This is a genomic window from Mangrovicoccus ximenensis (genome assembly GCF_003056725.1).
GTDB classification, from domain to species: Bacteria; Pseudomonadota; Alphaproteobacteria; order Rhodobacterales; family Rhodobacteraceae; genus Mangrovicoccus; species Mangrovicoccus ximenensis.
The window spans coordinates 280,786-303,825 of the sequence record NZ_QBKZ01000016.1 but is presented as its reverse complement, the minus strand read 5'-3'; the positions used below and the strand labels follow the sequence as shown (position 1 = coordinate 303,825).

The following is a 23,040-nucleotide window of genomic DNA, read 5'->3' as shown; positions in this document are numbered from 1 at the left end:
CCGCCGCGACCGTCGCCGAGGCGCTGGCCGCCTGCGACCGCGCCGCCTGCGGGCCGGTCTCGCCGCCGCAGGGGCTCTACCTGTCGCATGTCCACTATCCCGACGATCCCTTCGCCGCGCAGGCAGAATGACGCAGCGCCCGGCTGGGGGTTTGCATTTGCCGCCCCCGCCGCAGTTATCTGGTTCCCGCGGCCCTGCCCGCCCAGCCTGAGAGGATGAGTCCATGGCCCCGCGTCTCAAGATCGCCATCGTCGAGAAGGACGAGGACCGCGCCCGGCTGATCGTCGACGGGCTCAGCGCCGCCGGAGATTACGAGATCACCGTGCTCGGCGACCAGACCACGATCACCCGCCGCCTCGCCCAGCTCGATCCCGACGTGGTGCTGATCGACATCGCCAATCCCAGCCGCGACTCGCTGGAAATGCTGTCGATCGCCTCCGGCGCGAAGGACCGGCCCGTGGCGATGTTCGTCGACCGCTCCGACGACGAGACCACCCGCGCCGCGATCGAGGCAGGGCTCTCGGCCTACGTCGTCGACGGGCTCGCGCCCGCGCGGATCAAGCCGGTCATGGATGCCGCCATCGCCCGCTTCAACATGGTCTCCCAGATGAAGAGCGAGCTCGAGGCCGTCAAATCCGCCCTCGCCGAGCGCAAGATCGTCGACCGCGCCAAGGGGCTGCTGATGCAGGCGCGCGGCATTTCCGAGGACGAGGCCTACACGCTCCTGCGCAAGACCGCGATGGACCAGGGCCGCAAGGTCGCCGAAGTCGCCCAGGCGCTGGTCACTGCCGCGGAGCTGCTGAAATGAGCCTGACCCCGATCCGCTGCGGCTTCGTCCCCCTCGTCGACTGCGCACCGCTCGCCGTGGCCCGCGAAATGGGCTTCGCCGCCGAGGAAGGCCTCGAGCTGATCCTCGAGAAACAGCCGAGCTGGTCGGCGCTGCGCGACGCGCTGGTGCTCGGCCTGAGCGATTGCGCGCACATGCTCTCGCCCGTACCGGTCGCCATGTCGCTGGGGCTCGGCGGGCTGCCCGCCCGGATCGACGCGCTGATGGTGCTGTCGGTCAACGGCAACGTGATCGGCGTCAGTCCCGAGGTCGCCGCCAGGATGCGCGCCGATGGCTGGAGCGGCGCTTTCCGCGATCCCGCGGGCACCGGACAGCACCTGATCCGCGCCACCGAGGGAAGCCTGCGCATCGGCGTCCCCTTCCCGTTCTCGATGCATGCCGAGCTGCTGCATCACTGGCTCGGCACGCTCGGGCTCTCTTCGCCCGGGGCGCTCGACGTGCGCACCGTGCCGCCGCCCCTGATGCCCGACGCGCTGGCGAGGGGCGAGATCGACGCCTTCTGCGTCGGCGAGCCCTGGGGCTCCTACGCGGTCGAGCAGGGAACCGGCGAGCTGATCCTGCCCGGCGCGGCGATCTGGGCCTTCGCGCCGGAGAAGGTTCTGGCGGCGCGGCATGACTGGATCGAGGAAAACCCCGAGACGGTCGGGCGGCTGATGCGGGCGCTGGCGCGGGCCGCGCGCTGGCTGTCGGACCGCGACAACCGCGCCATGGCCGGCGACCTGCTGTCGAAATCCGGCTATCTCGGCATCCCCTCGATGATCATCGACCGCGCGCTCGCGGGGCGGATCATCACCGCCACCCGCGGGCTCGAGGCGGTTGCGCCGAATTTCCTGCATTTCCACGCCAAGGCCGCGAATTTCCCCTGGCGCAGCCAGGCCGGCTGGATCGCCGACAGCATCGCGCGGCGGCTGGACCTCGACCGCGCAGAGGCGGTCGAAACCGGCAAGGCCTGCTTCCGCAGCGACCTCTACCGCCGCAATCTCGCCCCCCTGGGGATCGACATGCCCGGTGCCTCCGAGAAGCTCGAGGGCGCGATGGAGCATGAGACCGCCGTCGCCTCCACCCGCGGCCACATGATCCTCGGCCCCGACCGGTTCTTCGACGGCACGATCTTCGATCCGTCCGCCCCCTGACCGGAAAAGGCGTGCCGGGAAAACGATTCCCGGCAGATCCGTCTTCAAAGCGCCGCTTTCTGCATCAGCATTGCCGCAGGCGCACAAATATTGCCCCAGGCCCGCCGGGGCTGCGGAATTTCCGCGGGAAACACCGCCGCTGCGGCAGCTTTTTCTTTCGCGGACTGGCGCGAAAAGCTAACAAGATACCAACGACGGGCAATGGCGCCCTGTCTGACATCTGGCCCCGATGATGCGGGCCGACCCGAGCAAAGCCGCTCGATCCCACGGACTTCCCCGAGATGTCCCGACGGATCCAGCGGTTTTTTTGTGCTTTCCGGGTCCCTGCCCCCCGGCAAGCTCCTCCCGAAACGACGAACGAACGAGGACTGGTATGATCAAACGGACTCTCATGGGCGCCCTGCTTGCCAGCGCCAGCGTCTCTTCCGCCTGGGCCCAGCTCGCGCTGGAAAAGGACGAGCTGACCTTCGGCTTCATCAAGCTGACCGACATGGCGCCGCTCGCCGTGGCCTATGAAAACGGCTATTTCCTCGACGAGGGCCTCTTCGTCACGCTGGAAGCCCAGGCCAACTGGAAGGTTCTGCTCGACGGCGTCATCTCCGGCACGCTCGACGGCGCGCACATGCTGGCAGGCCAGCCGCTGGCGGCCACGATCGGCTACGGCACCCAGGCGCATATCATCACCCCGTTCTCGATGGACCTCAACGGCAACGGCATCACCGTGTCGAACGCCGTCTGGGAAGAGATGAAGCCGAACATCCCGACGAATGCCGACGGCCTGCCGCAGCACCCGATCTCGGCCTCCGCGCTGAAGCCGGTGGTCGACAAGTACCGCTCCGAAGGCAAGCCCTTCAACATGGGCATGGTCTTCCCGGTCTCCACCCATAACTACGAGCTCCGCTACTGGCTGGCGGCCGGCGGGCTGAACCCGGGCTACTACTCCCCCGAGAACATCACCGGCCAGATCGGTGCCGACGTCCTGCTGTCCGTCACCCCGCCGCCGCAGATGCCCGCCACCCTCGAGGCAGGCACGATCTACGGCTATTGCGTGGGCGAGCCGTGGAACCAGGCAGCCGTGTTCAAGGGCATCGGCGTGCCGGTGATCACCGATTACGAGCTGTGGAAGAACAACCCCGAGAAGGTCTTCGGCATCACCGCCGAGTTCGCCGAGCAGTACCCGAACACCACCAAGGCCGTCGTCAAGGCGCTGATCCGCGCCGCCATCTGGCTGGACGAGAACGACAACGCCAACCGCATGGAAGCGGTCGAGATGCTGTCGCAGCCGGAATATGTCGGCGCAGATGCCGAAGTCATCGCCAACTCGATGACCGGCACCTTCGAATACGAGAAGGGCGACAAGCGCGAGGTCCCGGATTTCAACGTGTTCTTCCGCTACAACGCGACCTATCCCTACTATTCCGACGCGGTCTGGTACCTGACCCAGATGCGCCGCTGGGGCCAGATCCCGGAGGCCAAGACCGACGCCTGGTATGACGAGACCGCGAAATCTGTCTACCGCCCGGACATCTACATGGAAGCCGCCAAGCTGGTGATCGAGGACGGCTACGCCACCGAGGACATGTTCCCGGCGGCGGACGAGGACGGCTACAAGGACCCGACCCCGGCCGCGGACATCATCGACGGCATCCCCTATGACGGCACCCAGCCGAACGCCTATCTCGACAGCCTGCCGATCGGGCTGAAAGGCGACCAGACCGTCGTCGGCACCGAGGTCAAGGGCTGAGCCCCTGGCCAGGTTCCCTGCGGCTCCCCTTCCCGCCGCAGGGAACCGAGGCCCGCAAGACCGGCAGGAGACTGCCCGTTTCTTCCGCACCGCTGCGTCCGATGCACAAATTTCCCTTAAGTAAATCCTGGAGTGCACAGGGCGCGGCGAAACCGGACCGGAATGGCACGGCGGAGATGTAGCATTTCCCGGCGGGCCAGGCCCCGAGATCGTGCCGTCGCAGGCAACGCGCCCCCCGCTCCCCCGCGCAGCCTCCGCACGGCGACACCGAGACTCCAAGCAGGACGTGACCATGGCTACCATCGACCCGGAATTCACCAGCGCCGAAGCGGCTCGAGAAGCCCGTCGCGCCAAGCTCTTCACCCGCATCAACAAGGCCGACAGCTGGTTCCGCGTGCTCGGCCTCGCCTGGATCACGCCGATCCTGAAGGCCTCGGCCGGCGACAACCCGAGGGCCCAGATGAAGGAAGTCTGGGCGCTGCTCGGCGTGCCGGTGGTGTCGATCATCTGCTTCCTGATGCTCTGGAGCTGGCTTGCGCCGCAGGTGCAGACCTCGCTCGGCGCCGTGCCCGGCCCGGCTGCGGTCTGGACCGAAGCCGTCAACCTGCATGAGGACGCCGTCGCCAAGGGCGAGAAGCGCGCCAAGTTCGAGGCCCAGGTCGCCGCCCGCAACGAACGGCTGATCGCGCAGGGCAAGGCCGACCAGGTCAAGGACATCGCCTATACCGGCGCGCCCTCCTACTACCAGCAGATCTGGACCTCGATCAAAACCGTGTTCTTCGGCTTCGTGCTGGCGACGGCAGTCGCCGTGCCGCTCGGCATCGTCGGCGGCCTCAGCCGCACCGCGAACGCCGCCATCAACCCGCTGGTGCAGATCTTCAAGCCGGTCTCGCCGCTCGCCTGGCTGCCGATCGTCACCATGATCGTCTCGGCCACCTACACGGCAGAGGACGGTCTGTTCTCCAAGGCGTTCCTGACCTCGGCGATCACCGTGACGCTCTGCTCGCTCTGGCCGACGCTGATCAACACCTCGCTGGGCGTCGCGTCGATCGACAAGGACCTGGTAACGTGTCGAAGGTGCTGAAGATGAACACCTGGACCAAGATCACCAAGCTGGTCCTGCCCTCCGCGCTGCCGCTGATCTTCACCGGCCTGCGGCTGTCGCTGGGCGTGGGCTGGATGGTGCTGATCGCCGCCGAGATGCTCGCCCAGAACCCCGGCCTCGGCAAGTTCGTCTGGGACGAGTTCCAGAACGGCTCCTCCTCTTCGCTGGCCAAGATCATGGTCGCGGTCTTCACCATCGGCATCATCGGCTTCTTCCTCGACCGCCTGATGTTCGCGCTGCAGTCGATGTTCACCTTCTCGGACAAGCGGTGATCCCATGGCCATTCTCGAATTCTCGCACGCCTCCAAGAGCTTCGGCGAAGGCGACCACCGCACCGACGTGCTCAAGGACATCGACCTGCAAGTCGCGGAGGGCGAGTTCCTCGTGCTCCTCGGCTTCTCCGGCACCGGCAAGACGACGCTGATCAACCTGATGGCCGGGCTCGAGCAGCCCACGAAGGGCAGCGTCACCTTCAAGGGCAAGCCGATCGAGGGCCCGGGCCCCGAGCGCGGCGTGATCTTCCAGAACTACTCGCTGATGCCCTGGCTGACCGTGGCCGACAATGTCGAGCTGGCGCTGACCTCGGTCTTCCCGAAGATGCCGAAGGCGGAACGCCGCGAGAAGGTCGCGAAATACGTCAAGATGGTGGGGCTGAGCCACGCCACGGCCCGGCGTCCGGCCGAGCTGTCGGGCGGCATGCGCCAGCGGGTGAACGTCGCCCGCGCACTCGCCATGAACCCCGAGGTGCTGCTGCTCGACGAGCCCCTCTCGGCGCTCGACGCGCTGACCCGCGCCAACCTCGCCGACGAGATCGAGGCGATCTGGCAGGCCGACAAGAAGACCTGCGTGCTGATCACCAACGACGTGGACGAGGCGATCATACTCGCCGACCGGATCATCGCACTGAATCCCGACGGCACGCTCGGCCAGGAATTCAAGGTGTCGCTGCCGCGTCCGCGCGACCGCACCGCCATGAACCATGACGAGACCTTCAAGCGGCTGCGCGCGGATGTCACCAACTACCTGATGGATGTCGGCATCGCGGCAAAGGCCGAGGGCAAGACCATCCTGCCCGACATCACGCCGGTCCATTTCCTGCCGAAGGCCCAGGCCGACGTCCAGCAGGGCCTGCGCGAGGACCGCTACCTGGAATATTCCGCGCTCCACAAGATCTACCCGACACCCAAGGGCCCGCTGACCGTGGTCGAGGATTTCCACCTCAATCTCGACAAGGGCGAGTTCATCTCGCTAATCGGCCATTCCGGCTGCGGCAAGTCCACCGTGCTGACCATGACGGCCGGGCTGAACTCGATCTCGAAGGGCGTGATCAAGCTCGACGGCAAGGCGGTGATGGATGCCGATCCGGAACGCGCCGTGGTCTTCCAGGCGCCGTCGCTCTTCCCCTGGCTGACCGCGCGCGAGAACTGCGCCATCGGCGTCGACAAGGTCTATCCGCGCGCCTCGCAGCAGGAGAAGCAGGATGTCGTCGACTATTATCTCGAACGCGTCGGTCTCGCCGACTCGATGGACAAGCCTGCCTCGGACATGTCGAACGGCATGCGCCAGCGTGTCGGCATCGCACGCGCCTTCGCGCTCAGCCCGAAGCTGCTGCTGCTCGACGAGCCCTTCGGCATGCTCGACAGCCTCACCCGCTGGGAGCTGCAGGAGGTGCTGATGGAAGTCTGGTCGCGCACCAAGGTCACCGCGGTCTGCGTCACCCATGACGTCGACGAGGCGATCCTTCTGGCCGACCGCGTGGTGATGATGACCAACGGCCCGCAGGCCACGATCGGCAAGATCATGAAGGTCGACCTGCCCCGGCCGCGCACCCGCAAGGCGCTCCTGGAGCATCCCGACTACTACCTCTACCGCGAGCAGCTGCTGAGCTTCCTCGAGGAATACGAACACGGCAAGGACCCGCGCAAGAAACCCGAAGCGGAAGCGGTCCCTGCCCCGGTCCAGCCGAAACCCAGCGAGGCAGCCTGATGTCCGACGTCATGACCCCGGTCACCGAAACTTTCATCCAGGTCACCGAAATCTGGGTGCCCGAAGGCGGCATGCTGGTCCACAAGGACGGCCATTACGGCGCGCTCGAGGCCTTCGGCGACGCCTCGCGGCGCGAGCGCTTCGGCAAGGGCGAAGGCCTGCCGGGCAAGGCCTGGGCCGAAGGCAAGCCGGTCGTCCTGAAGGAATTCGACGGCTCCTATTTCAAGCGCACCGAGGCCGCGAAGGAGGCCGGGCTGACCGCCGCGGTCGCCATCCCGGTCTTCGCGGACGACCTGCTGAAGGCGGTTCTCGTGGTGCTCTGCGGCGATGACGAGAGCCGCACCGGCGCCATCGAGGTCTGGACCGAGCAGAACGACGTGCTGATGCTCGACGACGGCTATTTCGGCGCGGCGAAGCATTTCGAATGGGTGTCGCAGCACACCCATTTCCCGAAGGGCCAGGGCCTGCCGGGCGGTGTCTGGTCGGCGAAGACGCCGATCCTGATGCGCGATCTCGGCGCGGGCTATGCCTTCATCCGCTCGGAAAGCGCCGGGCGCGCCGGGCTGACCACCGGGCTCGGCCTGCCGGTGCCGGCGCCCGACGGGGTGACCCGGGTGCTGACGCTGCTCTCGGCGATCGCCTGATGCCGCTCCGGGCTGCCGGTGGCGGGCCGTGCCGCCGCGCACGGTCACGCGGCGTGCCCGATGCGGCCGGGCTGGTTCTGGCTGTCGGTGCGGAACTGTCCGGCAACCTTCTTCAACTCGTCGGCAGCCTTGCTGAGGGCGAAGCTCGCTGCGGTGGTCTCCTCGGTCATGGCGGCGTTCTGCTGCATGCCGGTTTCCAATTGGACCGTGGCCGCGTTGATCTCCTTGATGCCGAGCGCCTGCTCCTGGGCAGAGGAGGAGATCTCGGCCACATTGCTGGCGATCTCGGCGACTGCAGCGATGATCTCGCGCAGCGCCACGCCGCTGTGGTCGACGAGCTTGACGCCCCGCTGGATCTGCTCGGTCGATCCGGAGATCAAGTCGTTGATCTCGCGTGCGGCTTCGGACGAGCGCTGTGCCAGCCCGCGCACTTCGGAGGCGACGACCGCGAAGCCGCGGCCCGCCTCGCCCGCCCGCGCGGCTTCCACGCCGGCATTGAGCGCCAGCAGGTTGGTCTGGAAGGCGATGTCGTCGATCACGTCGATGATCTTGGAGATCTTGCGCGAGGACTCGTCGATTTCCGACATCGCGGCGACGGCTTGCTGCACGACCGCGCCGCTTTCTTCCGCCTTGGAATTGGCGGCGCGGGACAGGCCGTCTGCGCGGCTTGCCCGGTCTGCGGCTGTCTCGACCGCTGCCGTCAGCTGGTTCAGCGCGGCAGAAGTTTCCTGCAGCGTCGCGGCGGATTGCTCGGTGCGGCGCGACAGGTCGTCGGCCGCGGAGGAAATCTCGGTGCTGTTTCCGTTGATCTCGTCGATCCGGCCGGAGATCTGGACGACCAGCTCCGCGAGCTTGACCAGGGTGGTGTTGAAATTGCCGCGCAGCTCTTCGTAGGCCTCGGGGAAGCGGGTGTCGATCCGCGCCAGCAGATCGCCGGAGGCCAGGCTTTCGAGCCCGTCGGCGAGTGCGCGCACGACCTGGTCCTGTTCCTCGCGCTGCTGGCGCTGGAGCGCCTCGGCCTCTGCCCGCATCTCGTCGCGCTTGCGCTGTTCCGCGGCTTCCGCATCGCGCCGCGCCGCCTCGGCCGCCGCCTCCTCCCAGTCTCAAACGCCTCGGCACGACGATTTTCTGCCTCACGATCGGGTCGCCGAGACCTGATCTCAAGCGGTGACGGAGTCCGTCAAATCCCGTCCTGAACCATGATCGCCCGAAATGGCCATGCTTCTTGCGCGCGGGGTATTTGTGGCCGAGGCGATCAATGGCGGCCCGGCACGCCAAGGCGATGGCGACCGCGGTGATGGCAATCAGGAGGCTCAACTTGCGCGTGTTCGTCAGGCGCGTGTCCTCGAGATTCAGCCCCTTCGTCCTGCTGTCAGCGAACAGGCATTCGATGAACCATCTCTTGCGGGAATGGCGCACCTGATCCATGGCGGCAGCTCCGGGATCGGCACGACGGCGATCCAGCTGGCCTCGGCCCGCGGCGCGCGGGTCTTCGCGACGGCCGGGTCCGAGGCGAAATGCGCCGCCTGCCTGGAGCTCGGCGCCGAGCGCGCGATCAACTACCGCGACGAGGATTTCGTCGAGGTGATGAAGGCCGAGGGCGGCGCCGACCTGATCCTCGACATGGTCGGCGGCAGCTACATTCCGCGCAACATCCGCGCGCTGGCCGATGACGGCCGCCTGGTGATGATCGCCTTCCTCGAAGGTCCCAAGGCCGAGCTGAACTTCGCCCAGATCATGGCGCGGCGCCTGACCGTCACCGGCTCGACCCTGCGGCCGCAATCCGATCTGGCCAAGGCGCGGATCGCCGAAGCGCTGCGCGCCGAGGTCTGGCCGCTGCTGTCGGCCGGGCGGATCGCGCCGGTGATGGACAGCGATTTCCCGCTGGAGGCCGCTGCCCAAGCCCATGCCCGCATGGAGGGCAGCACGCATATCGGCAAGATCGTGCTGCAGGTCGCGGGCTGACCCCGTCCGGGGCCGGGGCCGCAGGAACAGGCCGCGCAGGTCGGGCGCCTCGCCATGGCCGGCCTCGGGCGCCTTGCGCTTCGCCGCGCGCAGCGCCTGCAGGGCGCAGCAGGCGATCAGCAGCAGGCCGACATTGAGCGGAACGAAGCCCGGACCAAAGGAGTACTGGTCCGAATACTTCATTCCCGCCGCGCCGATCGAAAGGCTGGCGGCAAAGGCCGCCAGCAGGAAGAGGAAGACGAGGTCAACGCGTTTCATCTGGCGCGCTCACCCGCCGAGCAGGCCCAGACGGTCGAGCATCTGGGTGTAGAGCCCGTTGGTCTCCTCGAGATAGGCGCCGAAGGCCTCGGCATCGAGGTAGCCCGGGATCACGCCGTTCGGTTCCAGATAGGTGGTCTGCCAGGCCTCGGTCGCCTGCACCTTCTGCACCATGTCCTCCAGATAGGCCTTGGCGTCCTCCGGGATGTCCTTGGCCGCGACCACGCCGCGGAACACCGCCGCGACCACGTCATGGCCCTGCTCGCGGAAGGTCGGCAGGTCGGGGAAGGACTCGGTGCGCTCCTCGGTCGAGATGGCGATCGCCCGGACCCGGCCGCTCTCGATGAATTCCGACACCGCGCCGGGATTGATCATCGCGAAATCGACCTGGTTCGACAGGATCGCGGTGGCGACCTCGCCGTCGCCCTGGAAGGGGATGAAGTTCAGCTCCTTGCCGAGAGCGTCGCCGACCATCAGCGTCGCGATGTGCTCGATCTGGCCGCGGCCGCCGCCGGCGACGTTCAGCACCCGCTCCGAGGCGATGATGTCGTCGAGGCTCTCGATCGGCGAGCGGGCATTGACCACCAGGACCGTCGGGTCGATGCCGAGCCGCGCGATCGGGGTGAAGTCCTCGTAGCTCAGCCCGACATCGGTCGCCAGCGGCGTGGTGATGAAGGACGAGGTCGCCGCCATCAGGTAATGCCCGTCCCCGGCATGCGAGTTCAGGTAGCCCAGCGAAGTCGCGCCGGCGCCGCCGGGCTTGTTCACCACGTTGATCGCGGCATCGACCAGCTTCTCGTCCTGGATGATCCGCGCCATCATCCGCAGCATCGTGTCATGGCCACCGCCCGGGCCGTAGCCGGCGACGAATTCGATGCCCCGGCTGGGGAAGTCCTGGGCCTGCGCCGCGGCGCCTGCCAGCACGGCCGACGCCATCAGCGCGGCCTTGGTGATGTTTGCGAAAAGGGTCATGGGTCTCCTCCCGTTCGGCATGGATGGGCCGGCACCCGTCCGGGTGCCGGATTGGTCAGTCCAGGAACTCGCAGCCGAGCTTTCCCAGGGTGTCGTCGATCCAGGCGCCGTCATAGGCGCCCTTCAGCGTGGTCTCGAGCTGGCGCTCTTCGGCGGCATGCTTCTTCTGCGCGCGCCCGAGGATCGCGGCGGCCCCGGCGGCGGGCAGGGCGATCACCCCGTCCTCGTCGCCGACGACCAGGTCGCCGGGATGCACGATCATGTTGCCGAGCGAAACCGGAAAGCCGATCTCGCCGGGCCCGTCCTTGTAGGGGCCGCGATGCGACACGCCGGAGGCGAAGACCGGGGTCTGCTGCGCGGCGATGCCCGCCGCGTCGCGGATCGCGCCCCAGATCACCACGCCGGCCGCGGGCGCGATGCACTGGCCCATGCGATGCAGGGTCGGACCGCCGAAGAGGTCGCGCTGGTCGCGGAATTGATCGGCCTGGCCCCGCGGGCGCGCAGCCCGGGGCCGAAGACGCGGGCGCAACGCGCGGGGCTGATCTCGTTGCTTGCCGAATGGCTGGTTTCCAGCCGCGACGGCCGGCCCGTCCTGCTGGTGCTCGAGGATGCGCATTGGTGCGACGCGACCACCCGTGATCTCCTCGAGGAGGCGGCGCTGCGCGCCTCGGGCCGTCCGGTCATGCTGCTGGCAACCTCGCGGAACCGGGCCGAACCGCTCTGGCAGGGCCGCGAAGAAGCGGAACGCCTTGCGCTCGGCGGCCTCGGTGCCGCGGCTGCCAAGGCGCTGTTCGAGCGCGCCCTCGGGGACAACCAGCTTCCCGCTGCGGTGCAGCATAGACTGCTCACGCTGGGCGAGGGCAATCCGCTGATGCTCGAAAGCCTGGCGCGTTCGGTGGCTGGCGACCGGGTGGGGTCAATCGTCCATGACGTGGCGGTGCCGCGCACCATCTACGAAAGCGTCGGCGAGCGGCTCGACCAGCTTTCCGCAGGGCGCCCGGTGGCGGCCGCGCTCGCGGTCTACGACATGCCGGCCGACCACGAAATGCTGGCGGGCGTGGCGGGAGTCTCGGCCGCCGAGCTGGAAGACGGGCTGGCCGAGCTGCTTTCGGCGGGGCTGGTGGCCGAGGAGGGGGCAGGGGGCAGCTTCCGCTTCCATCACCATCTCTACCGCGACGTGGTCTATGAACGCCTCGTCGGCGCCCAGCGGCGGGCGCTGCACGGCGCGGCGCTCGACATCCTGCGGGCGCTGTCCGCGGACATGGCCGAGCGTCGTCCCGACATGCTGGCGACCCACGCGCTCGCGGCCGGCATGATGGCCGAAGCCGCGCCGCTCGCGCTGGCCGCGGCCGAGCAGTTCCTGTCGGGTTCGGCCCTTGTCGAGGCCAACCATTATTTCGAGCAGGCCCGCGAGGCGCTGAAGGACCTTCCCGAAGATGAGGCGGCCAAGCGCCTGCGGCTGCGCACCGCCTCGGGCCTTGCGGTGGTCAAGCGCGGCCGTTTCAGCATCGGCGATCCCGAAGTCGGGCGGCTGTCGCGCGAGATGCTGGCGCTGGCGCGCGATCTGGGCGACGGCGAGTCCGAGCTGCTGGCGCTGAACGGAATCTATTCGAACGCGCTGGTCGCGGCGGATTACGCCGGCGCCCGGACCTGGGCACAGACCCTTGCCGAAACCGCCGAGGCGCGCGGCAACCGCACCTATGCGATGATCGGACGGCGCGGCCTCGGCAGCACGGCCCTTCATACCGGGCGCTTTGCCGATGCCGAGCGCGAGCTCTCGGCCGCCTTCGCGGCCTATGACATGGAGAGGGACCTGAACTTCGCCTTCACCCATGGCTACGACAATGCCGAGATCTGCGCCGTCTTCCTGTCCTTCACCCGCTGGCTGCGCGGCGATCTCCTGCGCGGCCGCGAAAGCAGCACCTTTGCCGTCAGCCATGCCGAACGGATCAATCACGGCCACTCGCTGGGCATGGCGCTCGCCTTCCAGTCGATGCTGGCGGCGATGGCGGTCGATGACGGCGAGCTGCTGGCCGGAGCCGATGCCGCGCTGGAGGCAGCCGAGCGCTACGACATCAAGGTGGCGCGCGGTGCGGGAATTTTCTTCGGCAATTCCGCCCGGCTGATCGGCCGCGATCGGCCGCCGTCTCCGGCAGAGGCGGAACAGCTGCGCGAGGCGCTGGCCGCCTTCCGGGTCTACAACCCGTCGAATTACGGATCGCTCTCGGCCGGGCTGGCGGCCTGGGTCAGCCTGCGGGCGGGCGAACTGGACGAGGCGGCGCGGCTGATCGAGGAAGCGCGCCAGGAGGAAAGCCGCACCAACGAGATCTGGTGCGCGGCCGAGACCGCCCGTCTCGGCGCTGCCCTGGACGAAGCGCGGGGACACCGCGGACCGGCCGCCGCGAAACGGGCCGAGGCCCTCGCCATGGCCCGGCGGATGGAGGCTGCGACCATCGCGCTGCGGATTGCCTGCGACATGGTCGAGGCAGGCGAGGGGGCAGCCGCCCGCGCCCGATCGGTGGTGGTGCTCGAGGCGCGCGATCCCGGCTTCGGCGCCTCCTCACGCAACGGCGGCATCACCAGCGGCAACCTGCGGCCCTCGCTCGGCGAGCTGACGGCGCGCTTCGGCGAAAGCGGCGCGATGGCCTTCGAGGCCGAGGGCAAGGCGGCGCGCGAGGATCTGTGGCGCTTCATCGAAGACGAGCAGATCGATTGCGACTTCGCGCTCACCGGGCGGTTCTCCGGCGCGCTGACCCCGGAGAGCTACGAAACCAAGGCGCGCGCGGCAGAGGCGCTGGCCAAGCGGCTCGGCATCGAGAGCTTCCCGGTGCCGAAGGACGAGGTCCGCAGCCATATCGGAACGGATTTCTATTGCGGCGGCGAGATCCGGATGGATATCGGCGGGCTGCATCCGGCAAAGCTCGCCGCGGGGATGCTGCGCGTCGCTCTGGCCGCGGGGGCGCAGATCCACGGCCGCACGCCGGTGACCGGCATGTCGCCGCAGGCGGGGGGGCATCTGGTGGAAACCACGCGCGGCACGGTCCGTGCCCGCGAGGTGATCGTCTGCACCAACGGCTATACCGACAAGGGCGATCCCTGGCTGCGCCAGCGGCTGGTGGCGGTCCGTTCGCGCATGATCGCCACCGAGCCGCTGGCGCCGGAGGTGATGGAGCGGCTCTTCCCGACCCGGATGATGATGTCGGACGGCCGCAAGCTCAGCTATTACTACCGGCCCTCGCCCGATTTCACCCGCGTGCTCTTCGGCGGGCGCGACTCCACGCTGGCGGGCGAACCCGCCGGGCCGACGCGCCACCTCGCCCGGCAGATGGCGATGATCTTCCCAGACCTCGAGGGCGTGCGGCTGACCCATAGCTGGCAGGGCCATGTCGCGATGAACCGGGACATGCTGCCGCGGGTCTTCGACCATCAGGGACGGCACTACGCCACCGGCTTCTGCGGCTCGGGCGTGGTCTGGGCGCGGTGGGCCGGGCAGAAGGCGGCACTGTCGCTGCTCGGCGATGCGGCAGGCGGAACGCCGTTCCGCTTCCGCCCGCCGAAGCTGGTGCCGGTCCTGGGCGGAAAAGCCTGGTTCATGCCGGGCGTCATCGCATGGTACAGGGCCCAGGACCGCAAGTTGCTGAAAGGACGGACATGACCGGCATTCCCGAGATCCGCGCCAATGGCGCCGAAATTCCGCAGATCGGGCTGGGCACCTGGCAGCTCCATGGCGAGGTGATGGAGGGCGCGGTGGCCGCCGCGCTCGAGGCGGGCTGCCGCCATTTCGACACCGCGCCGCGCTACGAGAACGAGGCCGATCTGGGCCGCGCGCTGCGCAAGGCCGGGGCGGCGCGGGACGATATCTTCCTGACGACCAAGGTCTGGTGGACCGAGCTCGCCCCCGGCGACCTGATCCGCTCGGCCGAGCGCAGCGTCGAGACTCTGGGCATGGGGCCGGTGGACCTGCTGCTGGTGCACTGGCCGAACCCGGCGATCCCGCTCGAAGGCACGATGGAGGCGCTGGCCAAGGCGCAGGAGATGGGTCTGGCCGCGCATGTCGGCGTGTCGAATTTCGGCCCCGAACGGCTGAAGAAGGCGGCCGCCGCCTGCCCCGCGCCGCTGGCGGTGAACCAGTGCGAATACCACCCGCAGCTCGACCAGTCGCCGCTGATCGCCGCCTGCCGCGATCTGGGCATCGCCTTCGAGGCCTATGCACCCCTGGGCAGCGGCGCGCTGCTCTCCGATCCGGTGCTGGCGGAGATCGCCGCGCGCATCGAGCGCAGCCCGGCACAGGTCCTGCTGCGCTGGCATCTGCAGCAGGGGGTGATCGCCATTCCGCGCTCGTCCAATCCCGGCCGCGTGGCGCAGAACTTCGCCGTCACCGATTTCGAGCTGTCCGGCGCGGACATGGCCGCGCTCCATGCCCTGGCCACGCCCGGGGGACGCCATTTCAACCCGGACTGGGTGGAAAACTGGGACTGACGCCGGGCTTCCCCCGGACCGGGGCCGGTAGCCCCGGCCGGAACCCGCAGGCCATGCAGGAAGCCGCCGCAGCCCTGCGCAACCAAGCGGCTGGAACCCGCGGCCTCCGCCGCGGGTTCAGGTGCATGAATGCAGTCCATCCGGCTTCCGGCGCGGCGCCATTGCCGGAAGCAGCCCGTCCGCAGGACGCCGGCTTCGACCCATCGCCTGCATCCCTTGCCGCGTTCCGAAGCGGGGCAAGGGACTATCCGCCGCCGGCACGCAGCCGGTCGGGCCCATTGCCACAGGCAGCGCAGCCCGCAGTGCCGCGCCCGGTCAGGCGGCGGACCGGCCGAGGAAGCTCTGCAGCTCCGGCGTCTGCGGATTGGCAAAGACCTCTTCGGGACGGCCGGTTTCATGGACCCGGCCCTGATGCATGAAGACCACGCGCGAACAGACATCGCGGGCGAAGGCCATTTCATGCGTCACCATCAGCAGCGTCATGCCCTCGGCGGCAAGCCCGCGGACCACCTGCAGCACCTCGCCGACGAGCTCCGGGTCGAGCGCCGAGGTGATCTCGTCGCAGAGAAGCGCCATCGGCTCCATCGCCAGCGCCCGCGCGATGGCGACGCGCTGCTGCTGGCCGCCGGAGAGCTGGTCGGGGTAGCTGTCGAATTTCTCGCCGAGGCCCACCCGGTCGAGCATCTTGCGCGCCATCGCCTCGGCCTCGGCCTTGCCGGTCTTATTGACCACCTGCTGTGCGAGCATCACGTTCTGCCCGGCGGTCTTGTGCGGAAACAGGTTGAACTGCTGGAAGATCATCCCGACCTTCAGGCGCAGCGCGCGCAGATGCGCCTCGTCCGCGGCCAGCTCGGCGCCGTCGACGGCGATCGAGCCGCCGTTGATGGTTTCCAGCCCGTTGATGCAGCGCAGGAGCGTCGACTTGCCGGAGCCCGACTTGCCGATGATGGCGATCACCTCGCCCTTCTCCACCCCGATATCGATGCCCTTGAGCACCTCGTGCTCGCCGTAGCTTTTCCTCAGCCCGTCAATGGCGATGAGCGGCATTCATTTTCCTTTCCAGATGGCGCGCTGCCTGCGAGAGCGGAAAGCAGAGCGCGAAATAGATGAGCGCGACCAGACCGTAGACCGTGAAGGGCTGGAAGGTCGCATTGGTCAGCACGGTCCCGGCCTTCGACAGCTCGGTGAAGCCGATGATCGAAGTCAGCGCCGTTCCCTTGACCACCTGCACCGAGAAGCCGACCGTCGGCGGGATCGCCACCTTCAGCGCCTGGGGCAGGATGACATGGCGCATCTGCTCGAGATAGCTCATGCCGAGCGAGGCGGAGGCCTCCCATTGCCCCTTGGCGACCGCCTCGACGCAGCCGCGCCAGATCTCGGCCAGGAAGGCGGCGGTCCAAAGGATCAGCGCCACCGCCGCCGCCAGCCAGGGCGGCACGTCGATGCCGAAGAGCCCGAGCCCGAAGAAGGCGAGGAAGAGCTGCATCAGGAGGGGCGTGCCCTGGAAGATCTCGACATAGAGCTTGACCACCGGCGGCAGCAGCCGCGCCTTGCCGATGCGCATGAACAGGAGCACGAGCCCCAGCAGCCCGCCGCCGGCGAAGGACACCAGCGACAGGATCACCGTCCATTGCGTGGCGAAGATCAGGTTGCGCAGGATGTCGATCAGGGTGAACTGGGTCATCTTGCGGCCCCCGCATGCGGAAAGATCATCCGCCCCGCCTGCAGCAGCGCGAAGCGCAGCAGGATGGCGAGCGCCAGATAGATCGCAGTCGAGACGAAATAGGCCTCGAAGGCGCGGAAGGTGCGGGATTGCGCGAAATTCGCCGCATAGGTCAGGTCCTCCACCGCGATCTGGCTGACCACGGCCGAGCCCAGCATGACGATGACGACCTGGCTCGCCAGCGCGGGCCAGATCCGCTGCAGCGCCGGGACCAGAACGACATGGCGGAAGGTCTGGACCGGCGAGAGCGCGAGCGAGGCCCCGGCCTCGAACTGGCCCTTCGGCGTCGCCTCGATGCCCGCGCGGATGATCTCGGCGCTGTAGGCCCCGAGATTGATCACCATGGCCAGGGTCGCGGCCTCGACCTCGGTCAGGCGGAACCCGGCGGCGGGCAGGCCGAAGAAGATGAAGAAGAGCTGGATCAGGAAGGGCGTGTTGCGGATCAGCTCCACATAGGCAATGACCGGAGGCCTCAGCCAGACCGGCCCGAGCGACCGCGCCCAGGCGCAGAAGGTGCCCAGCAGGAGGCCGGCGATGCCGCCGATCACGATCAGCCGGACCGTCATCAGCACCCCGTCGAGAAAGACCGGCCAGTAGGTCGCCAGCCACGCAAAATCGAACTGGTAGGTCACGCTGCCCCCTTTCGCGGCAAGCGCCCGCCCCGCTGCGGGACGGGCACCGGGATCAGAGGCCCGCGGGCAGCGCCATGCCCAGCCATTGCTGCGAAATCTCGTCGAGCGCGCCGTCTTCCTTGGCCTCGGCGATGATCTTGTTCACGGCCTCGGCCAGCGCGGGCTCGCCCTCGGCGAAGCCGATGTAGCAGGGCGAATTCTTGATCAGGAACTTCATCGCCGGCAGTTTCGGCGGGTTCTGCGCGATGATCGCGGCGGCGACGACATTGCCGGTGGCGATGGCATCGACCTGGCCCGAGAGGAAGGCCGAGATCGTGCCGTTATTGTCCTCGTAGCGCTTCAGCGTGGCGTCGTCCGGCGCGATCTTGGTCAGTTCCAGATCCTCGATCGAGCCGCGGGTGACCCCGACGGTCTTGCCGGACAGGTCCGAGGCATCGGCGACCTCCAGCTCCTCGGGACCGAAGACGCCGTTGTAGAAGGGCGCATAGGCGTCGGAGAAATCGATCACGGCGTCGCGCTCGGGATTCTTGCCCATCGAGGAGATCACCAGGTCGACCTTGCCGGTCTGCAGGAACGGGATGCGGTTGGCCGAAGTGACCGGCACCAGCGCCAGGTCGACATTCAGCTTGGTCGCGATCAGCCGGGCCATGTCGATGTCATAGCCCTGGGGCTTCATGTCGGTGCCGACCGATCCGAAGGGCGGGAAATCCTGGGGCACCGCCACGCGGAGGATGCCGGCCTCCTTGATCGACTCCAGCGCATCGGCCATCGCCATCGGCGCGGCGGAAAGGGCAGTGGCGGCGGCCAGAACGGCGGCGAGGAAACTGCGTTTCGTGATCATCTGTTGTCCCTGTCGGTAATAATTGAGTTTCAGGCGGTCCGGCATGTCAGTGCTTCCCTCCCCGCGGCGCCGGATCGAGCCGGAGGGTGTCCCTGAGATCGGCAAGCGGATCCTGCGCATCGGGGAAGCGCAGCCCGGCCTCGACCGTGCCGAGATGCGCCAGCGACAGCTCGGCGGCGCGCGCCATGTCGCCGGCGATGACCGCCTCTGCGATGGCGCAGTGATCGCGGTGCGAGGCCAGGGCGCCCTCAGCGGTCTGGTAGCGCAGCGAGATCAGGATGGTGCGGGCCGTGAGATTGCGCATGATTTCCGCCAGCGGCTCGTTGCCGCCGAGCGCGACGATGCGGCAGTGGAAATCGCCCATCAGATAGGTGAGCTGCGCCTTGTCCCCGGCCCCGATCGCGGCGCGTTCCTCGGCAAGATGCGCCTCGAGCTGCCGGGCCTCGGCCGCTCCGAAGGGCGCCGCGGTGCGCAGGAAGCCGTATTCGACGGCGCGGCGCGCCGCGAAGACGGCGGCCCTTCCGCCGCGCAGCGGCGGCCCGGCCCAACGGGAAGGGATGGCCCGCGGAGCGGGGCGTCGATGACGGGCGGGAGTGCCTGGTTGCCGGTCATGCGTCCACCGCCCGCCCGCGCACCGCGAAGAGCCCGCGGGGCCGCTTCTGGATGAAGAGGATGATGAAGACGAGCACCAGGATCTTGGCGAGCACGGCACCGGTCCAGGGCTCGAGGAACTTGTTGGCGATGCCGAGGCTGAAGGCTCCGGCCAGCGTGCCCCAGATGTTGCCGGCGCCGCCGAAGACCACCACCATGAAGCTGTCGACGATGTAGCTCTGGCCGAGGTTCGGCGAGACGTTGTCGATCTGGCTCAGCGCCACGCCCGCCAGCCCGGCAATGCCCGCGCCCAGCCCGAAGGTCATCGCGTCGACCCAGCCGGTGCGGATGCCCATGTTCGCTGCCATCGCCCGGTTCTGCGTCACCGCGCGCATCTGCAGGCCGATCGGCGTCTTCTTCAGCACGAACAAGAGCACCGCGAAGACCGCCAGCGCGAAGACGAGGATCCAGAGCCGGTTCCAGGTCACCGTCATCTGCCCCAGCTCGAAGGCGCCCGACATGAAGCCCGGATTGCCGACCTCGCGGTTGTTCGGCCCGAAGATCGTCCGCACCGCCTGCTGCAGCATCAGCGAGATCCCCCAGGTCGCCAGCAGCGTCTCCAGCGGGCGGCCGTAGAGGAAGCGCACCACGCCGCGCTCGATGGCGACGCCGACCCCGCCCGCGACCAGGAAGGCGAGCGGTGCCGCGATCAGCAGCGACCAGTCGAAGAGCGCCGGGAAGGAAGAGCGGATCACCTCCTGCACCGCGAAGGTGGTGTAGGCGCCGAGCATCACCAGCTCGCCATGGGCCATGTTGATCACGCCCATCACCCCGAAGGTGATGGCCAGGCCGATCGCCGCCAGGAGCAGCACCGAGCCGAGCGACAGGCCGAACCAGACATTCTGTGCCAGCCCCCAGAGGTTCTGGACCTGCTCGATATGGCGCACCGCCTCGGCGGCGGCTTCGGCCACGGCCGGGTCCGCGTCCCCGAGCGCGCCCGACAGCACGGTCCGCGCCTCGGTATTGCCCATGTCGCGCAGCACGGCCACTGCGGCGGTCTTTTCCTCCGCAGCGGCATCTCCCGACAGCGTCACGACGGCCAGCGCCTCGCGCAGAGCTTCGGACACTTTCGCAGCGTTTCGCCGAGTGCCGATCCCTTGGAGCAGAGCCGCCCGCGGTTGGCGGGGTGGTCGGGATCGCCCTTGACGGCCATGCCGCCCGATCCGTCGGGCGTGACCAGCACGCCGCAGCCGGTGCCGCAATAGGGGCAGGTGGTGCGGAAGCTGCCCGGTGCCGGGGCGGCCGCGGCATGGGCGTCCGCCATCATGCGACGTTCCTCGCGGCGAGGCCGGTGATGTCGAGCATCAGCCGCCCGTCGACGATCTTGACGGAATGGGTGGCGACGACCTCGCTGTCTGCGCCCTTTGCGGCGCCGGTGGCGAAGTCGAAGACGCGGTTGTGCAGCGGGCAGGTCACCGCACCGCCATGGACGATCCCTTCGGACAGGGGCCCGCCCTTGTGCGGGCAGGCGTCGTCGAGCGCATGGACCTCGTCCTCGGCGGTGCGGAACACCGCGATGCAGCCGCGGGAGGTCTTCACCACCCGCGCGCCGCGCACCGGGATGTCGTCGAGCGATCCGATTTCGATCCAGGTCTTCATTCTGCTGCCTCCAGATTGACCGTTGCGAGCGGGGCGGACCAGGATTTCCGCTCCTCCTCGGTGACCAGCGCCGCCCAGGGGTCGGTCTGGTAGACGCTCTGGCTGATGTCGAAGCGGTCGTTCAGCGCCTTGCGCTCGGCTTCGTCCGACAGCACCTCCTTGACCCAGTCAAGACCCACCTTCGCCACCCATTTATACGGCCGGTCCAGGTACTTGGCGTTCTCGCGGTAGAGCTGGATGAAGGCCGTCGACCATTCGATCGCCTCCTCCTCGGTGGCGACGTCCACCAGCCGCTCGGTCTCCTTCACGTCCATCCCGGCCGCGCCCGCGACGCCGATCTGGTAGCCCGAGTCGACGCAGATCACGCCGACGTCCTTGCAGGTCGCCTCGGCGCAGTTGCGCGGGCAGCCCGAGACGGCGAGCTTGACCTTGTGCGGCGTCCAGGAGCCCCAGAGCCGCTTCTCCAGCTTGATGCCGAGCCCCGTGGAGTCCTGCGTGCCGAAGCGGCACCAGTCCGAGCCGACGCAGGTCTTCACCGTCCTGAGCCCCTTGGTATAGGCATGCCCCGAGACCATGCCGGCATCGTTCAGGTCCTTCCAGATCAGCGGCAGGTCTTCTTTCCGGATGCCGAGGAGGTCGATGCGCTGGCCGCCGGTCACCTTCACGACGGCGTTGAAGCGCTTGGCGGCCTCGGCGATGGCGATCAGTTCCTCGGGCGTGGTCATGCCGCCCCACATCCGCGGCATGACGGAATAGGTGCCGTCCTTCTGGATGTTGGCGTGGTTGCGCTCGTTGACGAAGCGGCTCTGCGGGTCGTCCTGGTACTCCAGCGGCCAGTCGGCGAGCAGGTAGTAGTTGATCGCGGGGCGGCAGACATGGCAGCCGTCCTTCGATTTCCATCCCAGCTCCTGCCAGACCGCAGGCTGGGATTTCAGCTCGCGGGCCTTTATGAGCCGCCGGACCTCTTCGTGGGAGAGATCGGTGCAGCCGCAGACCGGCTGGGCCTGCGGGACCACGAAATCGTCGCCCAGCGTCAGGCCGAGCACCTGTTCGACCAGTCCCGTGCAGGTCCCGCAGGAGGCCGAGGCCTTGCAGGTCCCGCGGATGGCGCCGATGTCATGGGCGCCCGCATTGATCGCCGTGATGATGCCGCCCTTGGAAACGCCGTTGCAGCCGCAGATTTCCGCCTCATCCGGCAGCGCTGCAACGGCCGCCATAGGGTCCAGCGGCTGTCCCCCCTGGAAGGCCGGTCCGAAGATCAGGGTTTCGCGCATCTCCGAGATGTCGGTGCCGTCCTTGATCAGCCCGAAGAACCAGCTGCCATCGGCGGTGTCGCCATACATCACCGCGCCGAGCAGCCGGTCGTCCTTGAGGACGAGCCGCTTGTAGACGCCGCGGCCCGGGTCGCGGAACACGATGTCCTCGCGGCCTTCGCCTTCGGCAAAATCGCCCGCCGAGAACAGGTCGCAGCCCGTCACCTTCAGCTTGGTCGCCACCTCGACCGGCGCATAGGCGTCCATCTCGCCGAGCAGCGTCTTCGCCAGCACCTTCGCCATGTCGAAGATCGGCGCAACGAGGCCGAAGACTGCGCCATTGTGCTCGACGCATTCGCCGACCGACAGGATGTCCGGGTCGGAGGTCACGCATTGGTCGTCGATCTGGATGCCGCGGCCGACCGCCAGTCCGGCCGCCTTGCCGACCGCGGTGTTCGGACGGATGCCGACGGCCATGACGATCAGGTCGGCCGGGATCTCGGTGCCGTCCTCGAGCCTGAGCCCCTCGACCTTGCCTTGCCCGTAGATTTCCTTCGAGCTGGCCGCGCAGTGGATCTTGATGCCGCGCTCGGTCAGCGCCTTGCGCAGGAGATAGCCCGCCGCCTCGTCGAGCTGGCGCTCCATCAGATGGCCTGCCAGATGCACGACCGAGACATCCATGCCGCGCAGCCGGAGCCCCGCCGCCGCCTCGAGGCCCAGAAGCCCGCCGCCGATCACCACCGCCTTGGCGCCGGGGGAGGCGGCGGCTTCGATCATCTTGTTGGTGTCGTCGAGGTCGCGATAGGCGATCACGCCCGGCAGGTCATGGCCCGGCATCGGGATGATGAACGGGCTCGAGCCGGTGGCGATGACCAGCTTGTCATAGGGCGTCTCGCCCTTGGCGGTGACCACCACCTTGCGCGCGCGGTCGATCCGCTCGACCGGCTCGCCGAAGCGGGTCTCGACGCCGTGTTCCGCGTACCAGGCATCGTCATGGGTGACGATTTCCTCGTAGGACTTCTCGCCGGACAGCACCGGCGAGAGCATGATGCGGTTGTAGTTCCCGCGCGGCTCGGAGTTGAACAGCGTGACCCGGAAGGCCCCGGGCGCGGCCTTGAACAGCTCTTCGAGCGCCCGCCCGGAGGCCATCCCGGCCCCGATCACGACAAGATTCTGCGTCATGCTGCACCTCCTTGGGCGGCACAGCA

The 23,040-nt window shown here is 68.2% G+C and carries 18 protein-coding genes and 4 pseudogenes; 10 read left to right on the top strand and 12 right to left on the bottom strand.

Translation table 11 applies throughout. The annotated features are described in order from the left end of the window. Nucleotides 1-11: 11 nt before the first annotated feature. From C7T91_RS21740 to C7T91_RS21710, 7 genes and pseudogenes are all read left to right on the top strand, one after another. Nucleotides 12-131 (top strand): annotated as a pseudogene (locus tag C7T91_RS21740) (tRNA pseudouridine(38-40) synthase TruA); the annotation flags it as partial. A gap of 92 nt (nucleotides 132-223) precedes the next feature. After that, complete coding sequence (locus C7T91_RS21735) at nucleotides 224-808, top strand: ANTAR domain-containing response regulator (RefSeq protein ID WP_108261123.1); 585 nt, start codon at nucleotides 224-226, stop codon at nucleotides 806-808. Then, nucleotides 805-1,980 carry an ABC transporter substrate-binding protein gene (locus tag C7T91_RS21730; RefSeq protein ID WP_108261121.1) on the top strand — a complete coding sequence of 392 codons (1,176 nt, stop codon included), beginning with the start codon at nucleotides 805-807 and terminating at the stop codon, nucleotides 1,978-1,980. The genes C7T91_RS21735 and C7T91_RS21730 overlap by 4 nt, the downstream gene beginning before the upstream one ends. Nucleotides 1,981-2,353: 373 nt before the next feature. Continuing rightward, nucleotides 2,354-3,724: a CmpA/NrtA family ABC transporter substrate-binding protein gene (locus C7T91_RS21725; protein WP_108261119.1), complete on the top strand. Its 1,371-nt coding sequence runs from the start codon at nucleotides 2,354-2,356 to the stop codon at nucleotides 3,722-3,724. 292 nt (nucleotides 3,725-4,016) lie between these two features. Next, nucleotides 4,017-5,101, top strand: a pseudogene (locus C7T91_RS21720) (ABC transporter permease). A 4-nt stretch (nucleotides 5,102-5,105) separates the two neighbouring features. Continuing rightward, the gene (locus tag C7T91_RS21715) at nucleotides 5,106-6,815 is read left to right on the top strand and encodes an ABC transporter ATP-binding protein (protein ID WP_108261117.1); all 1,710 of its coding nucleotides are present in this window, start codon (nucleotides 5,106-5,108) and stop codon (nucleotides 6,813-6,815) included. Next, nucleotides 6,815-7,459, top strand: a complete 645-nt coding sequence (locus C7T91_RS21710) for a GAF domain-containing protein (RefSeq protein WP_108261115.1) — start codon at nucleotides 6,815-6,817, stop codon at nucleotides 7,457-7,459. Before C7T91_RS21715 ends, C7T91_RS21710 begins: the two co-directional genes overlap by 1 nt. A gap of 44 nt (nucleotides 7,460-7,503) precedes the next feature. Here the strand turns inward: C7T91_RS21710 and C7T91_RS21705 are convergent, their stop codons facing one another. After that, nucleotides 7,504-8,490, bottom strand: a complete 987-nt coding sequence (locus tag C7T91_RS21705; RefSeq protein WP_108261113.1) for a methyl-accepting chemotaxis protein — start codon at nucleotides 8,488-8,490, stop codon at nucleotides 7,504-7,506. A gap of 373 nt (nucleotides 8,491-8,863) precedes the next feature. Here C7T91_RS21705 and C7T91_RS21700 point away from each other — a divergent pair. Continuing rightward, nucleotides 8,864-9,424, top strand: a pseudogene (locus C7T91_RS21700) (zinc-binding dehydrogenase); the annotation flags it as partial. 267 nt (nucleotides 9,425-9,691) lie between these two features. Here the strand turns inward: C7T91_RS21700 and C7T91_RS21695 are convergent. Both C7T91_RS21695 and C7T91_RS21690 read right to left on the bottom strand, forming a co-directional pair. Then, nucleotides 9,692-10,654: a tripartite tricarboxylate transporter substrate binding protein gene (locus C7T91_RS21695; protein ID WP_108261111.1), complete on the bottom strand. Its 963-nt coding sequence runs from the start codon at nucleotides 10,652-10,654 to the stop codon at nucleotides 9,692-9,694. A gap of 55 nt (nucleotides 10,655-10,709) precedes the next feature. Next, nucleotides 10,710-11,084, bottom strand: a complete 375-nt coding sequence (locus C7T91_RS21690; protein WP_201742191.1) for an RraA family protein — start codon at nucleotides 11,082-11,084, stop codon at nucleotides 10,710-10,712. Nucleotides 11,085-11,087: 3 nt separating this feature from the next. On the opposite strand from C7T91_RS21690, the gene C7T91_RS21685 reads away from it, so the two are divergent. Next, nucleotides 11,088-14,309: an FAD-dependent oxidoreductase gene (locus C7T91_RS21685; RefSeq protein ID WP_201742190.1), complete on the top strand. Its 3,222-nt coding sequence runs from the start codon at nucleotides 11,088-11,090 to the stop codon at nucleotides 14,307-14,309. Beyond that, nucleotides 14,306-15,133 (top strand): aldo/keto reductase, encoded by an 828-nt coding sequence (locus C7T91_RS21680; RefSeq protein ID WP_201742189.1) that lies wholly within the window; start codon nucleotides 14,306-14,308, stop codon nucleotides 15,131-15,133. Before C7T91_RS21685 ends, C7T91_RS21680 begins: the two co-directional genes overlap by 4 nt. Before the next feature lie 315 nt (nucleotides 15,134-15,448). On the opposite strand, the gene C7T91_RS21675 is transcribed toward C7T91_RS21680, so the two are convergent. The 9 genes and pseudogenes from C7T91_RS21675 to nirB all read right to left on the bottom strand — a co-directional run bounded on the left by C7T91_RS21675 (nucleotide 15,449) and on the right by nirB (nucleotide 23,014). Beyond that, entirely contained in the window at nucleotides 15,449-16,180 is a 732-nt protein-coding gene (locus tag C7T91_RS21675) for an amino acid ABC transporter ATP-binding protein (RefSeq protein ID WP_108261105.1), read from the bottom strand. Continuing rightward, nucleotides 16,161-16,817 (bottom strand): amino acid ABC transporter permease, encoded by a 657-nt coding sequence (locus C7T91_RS21670; RefSeq protein ID WP_108261103.1) that lies wholly within the window; start codon nucleotides 16,815-16,817, stop codon nucleotides 16,161-16,163. Before C7T91_RS21670 ends, C7T91_RS21675 begins: the two co-directional genes overlap by 20 nt. After that, nucleotides 16,814-17,488, bottom strand: coding sequence for an amino acid ABC transporter permease (locus C7T91_RS21665; protein ID WP_108261101.1), 675 nt, complete (start codon nucleotides 17,486-17,488; stop codon nucleotides 16,814-16,816). The genes C7T91_RS21670 and C7T91_RS21665 overlap by 4 nt, the downstream gene beginning before the upstream one ends. A 52-nt stretch (nucleotides 17,489-17,540) precedes the next feature. Further along, a complete protein-coding gene (locus C7T91_RS21660) occupies nucleotides 17,541-18,329 on the bottom strand; it encodes a transporter substrate-binding domain-containing protein (protein WP_108261684.1) in 789 nt (262 codons plus the stop codon). Between the two features lie 46 nt (nucleotides 18,330-18,375). Next, nucleotides 18,376-19,041, bottom strand: coding sequence for an FCD domain-containing protein (locus C7T91_RS21655; protein WP_108261099.1), 666 nt, complete (start codon nucleotides 19,039-19,041; stop codon nucleotides 18,376-18,378). Then, the gene (urtB, locus tag C7T91_RS21650) at nucleotides 18,938-19,951 is read right to left on the bottom strand and encodes an urea ABC transporter permease subunit UrtB (RefSeq protein WP_407943330.1); all 1,014 of its coding nucleotides are present in this window, start codon (nucleotides 19,949-19,951) and stop codon (nucleotides 18,938-18,940) included. The genes C7T91_RS21655 and urtB overlap by 104 nt, the downstream gene beginning before the upstream one ends. A 71-nt stretch (nucleotides 19,952-20,022) precedes the next feature. After that, nucleotides 20,023-20,244, bottom strand: a pseudogene (locus tag C7T91_RS21645) (hypothetical protein); the annotation flags it as partial. Then, a complete protein-coding gene (nirD, locus tag C7T91_RS21640; RefSeq protein ID WP_108261097.1) occupies nucleotides 20,244-20,579 on the bottom strand; it encodes a nitrite reductase small subunit NirD in 336 nt (111 codons plus the stop codon). The gene nirD and the pseudogene C7T91_RS21645, both read right to left, overlap by 1 nt. Continuing rightward, nucleotides 20,576-23,014, bottom strand: coding sequence for a nitrite reductase large subunit NirB (gene nirB / locus C7T91_RS21635; protein WP_108261095.1), 2,439 nt, complete (start codon nucleotides 23,012-23,014; stop codon nucleotides 20,576-20,578). Before nirB ends, nirD begins: the two co-directional genes overlap by 4 nt. Between the last annotated feature and the right edge of the window lie 26 nt (nucleotides 23,015-23,040).

Bases quoted from the DNA above. Each gene is read 5' to 3' on its own strand.
- C7T91_RS21735 (WP_108261123.1), top strand. From the start codon at position 224: ATGGCCCCGCGTCTCAAGATCGCCATCGTCGAGAAGGACGAGGACCGC.
- C7T91_RS21730 (WP_108261121.1), top strand. From the start codon at position 805: ATGAGCCTGACCCCGATCCGCTGCGGCTTCGTCCCCCTCGTCGACTGC.
- C7T91_RS21725 (WP_108261119.1), top strand. From the start codon at position 2,354: ATGATCAAACGGACTCTCATGGGCGCCCTGCTTGCCAGCGCCAGCGTC.
- C7T91_RS21715 (WP_108261117.1), top strand. From the start codon at position 5,106: ATGGCCATTCTCGAATTCTCGCACGCCTCCAAGAGCTTCGGCGAAGGC.
- C7T91_RS21710 (WP_108261115.1), top strand. From the start codon at position 6,815: ATGTCCGACGTCATGACCCCGGTCACCGAAACTTTCATCCAGGTCACC.
- C7T91_RS21705 (WP_108261113.1), bottom strand. From the start codon at position 8,490: ATGCGGGCAGAGGCCGAGGCGCTCCAGCGCCAGCAGCGCGAGGAACAG.
- C7T91_RS21695 (WP_108261111.1), bottom strand. From the start codon at position 10,654: ATGACCCTTTTCGCAAACATCACCAAGGCCGCGCTGATGGCGTCGGCC.
- C7T91_RS21690 (WP_201742191.1), bottom strand. From the start codon at position 11,084: ATGGGCCAGTGCATCGCGCCCGCGGCCGGCGTGGTGATCTGGGGCGCG.
- C7T91_RS21685 (WP_201742190.1), top strand. From the start codon at position 11,088: ATGCAGGGTCGGACCGCCGAAGAGGTCGCGCTGGTCGCGGAATTGATC.
- C7T91_RS21680 (WP_201742189.1), top strand. From the start codon at position 14,306: ATGACCGGCATTCCCGAGATCCGCGCCAATGGCGCCGAAATTCCGCAG.
- C7T91_RS21675 (WP_108261105.1), bottom strand. From the start codon at position 16,180: ATGCCGCTCATCGCCATTGACGGGCTGAGGAAAAGCTACGGCGAGCAC.
- C7T91_RS21670 (WP_108261103.1), bottom strand. From the start codon at position 16,817: ATGACCCAGTTCACCCTGATCGACATCCTGCGCAACCTGATCTTCGCC.
- C7T91_RS21660 (WP_108261684.1), bottom strand. From the start codon at position 18,329: ATGATCACGAAACGCAGTTTCCTCGCCGCCGTTCTGGCCGCCGCCACT.
- urtB (WP_407943330.1), bottom strand. From the start codon at position 19,951: ATGGGCAATACCGAGGCGCGGACCGTGCTGTCGGGCGCGCTCGGGGAC.
- nirD (WP_108261097.1), bottom strand. From the start codon at position 20,579: ATGAAGACCTGGATCGAAATCGGATCGCTCGACGACATCCCGGTGCGC.
- nirB (WP_108261095.1), bottom strand. From the start codon at position 23,014: ATGACGCAGAATCTTGTCGTGATCGGGGCCGGGATGGCCTCCGGGCGG.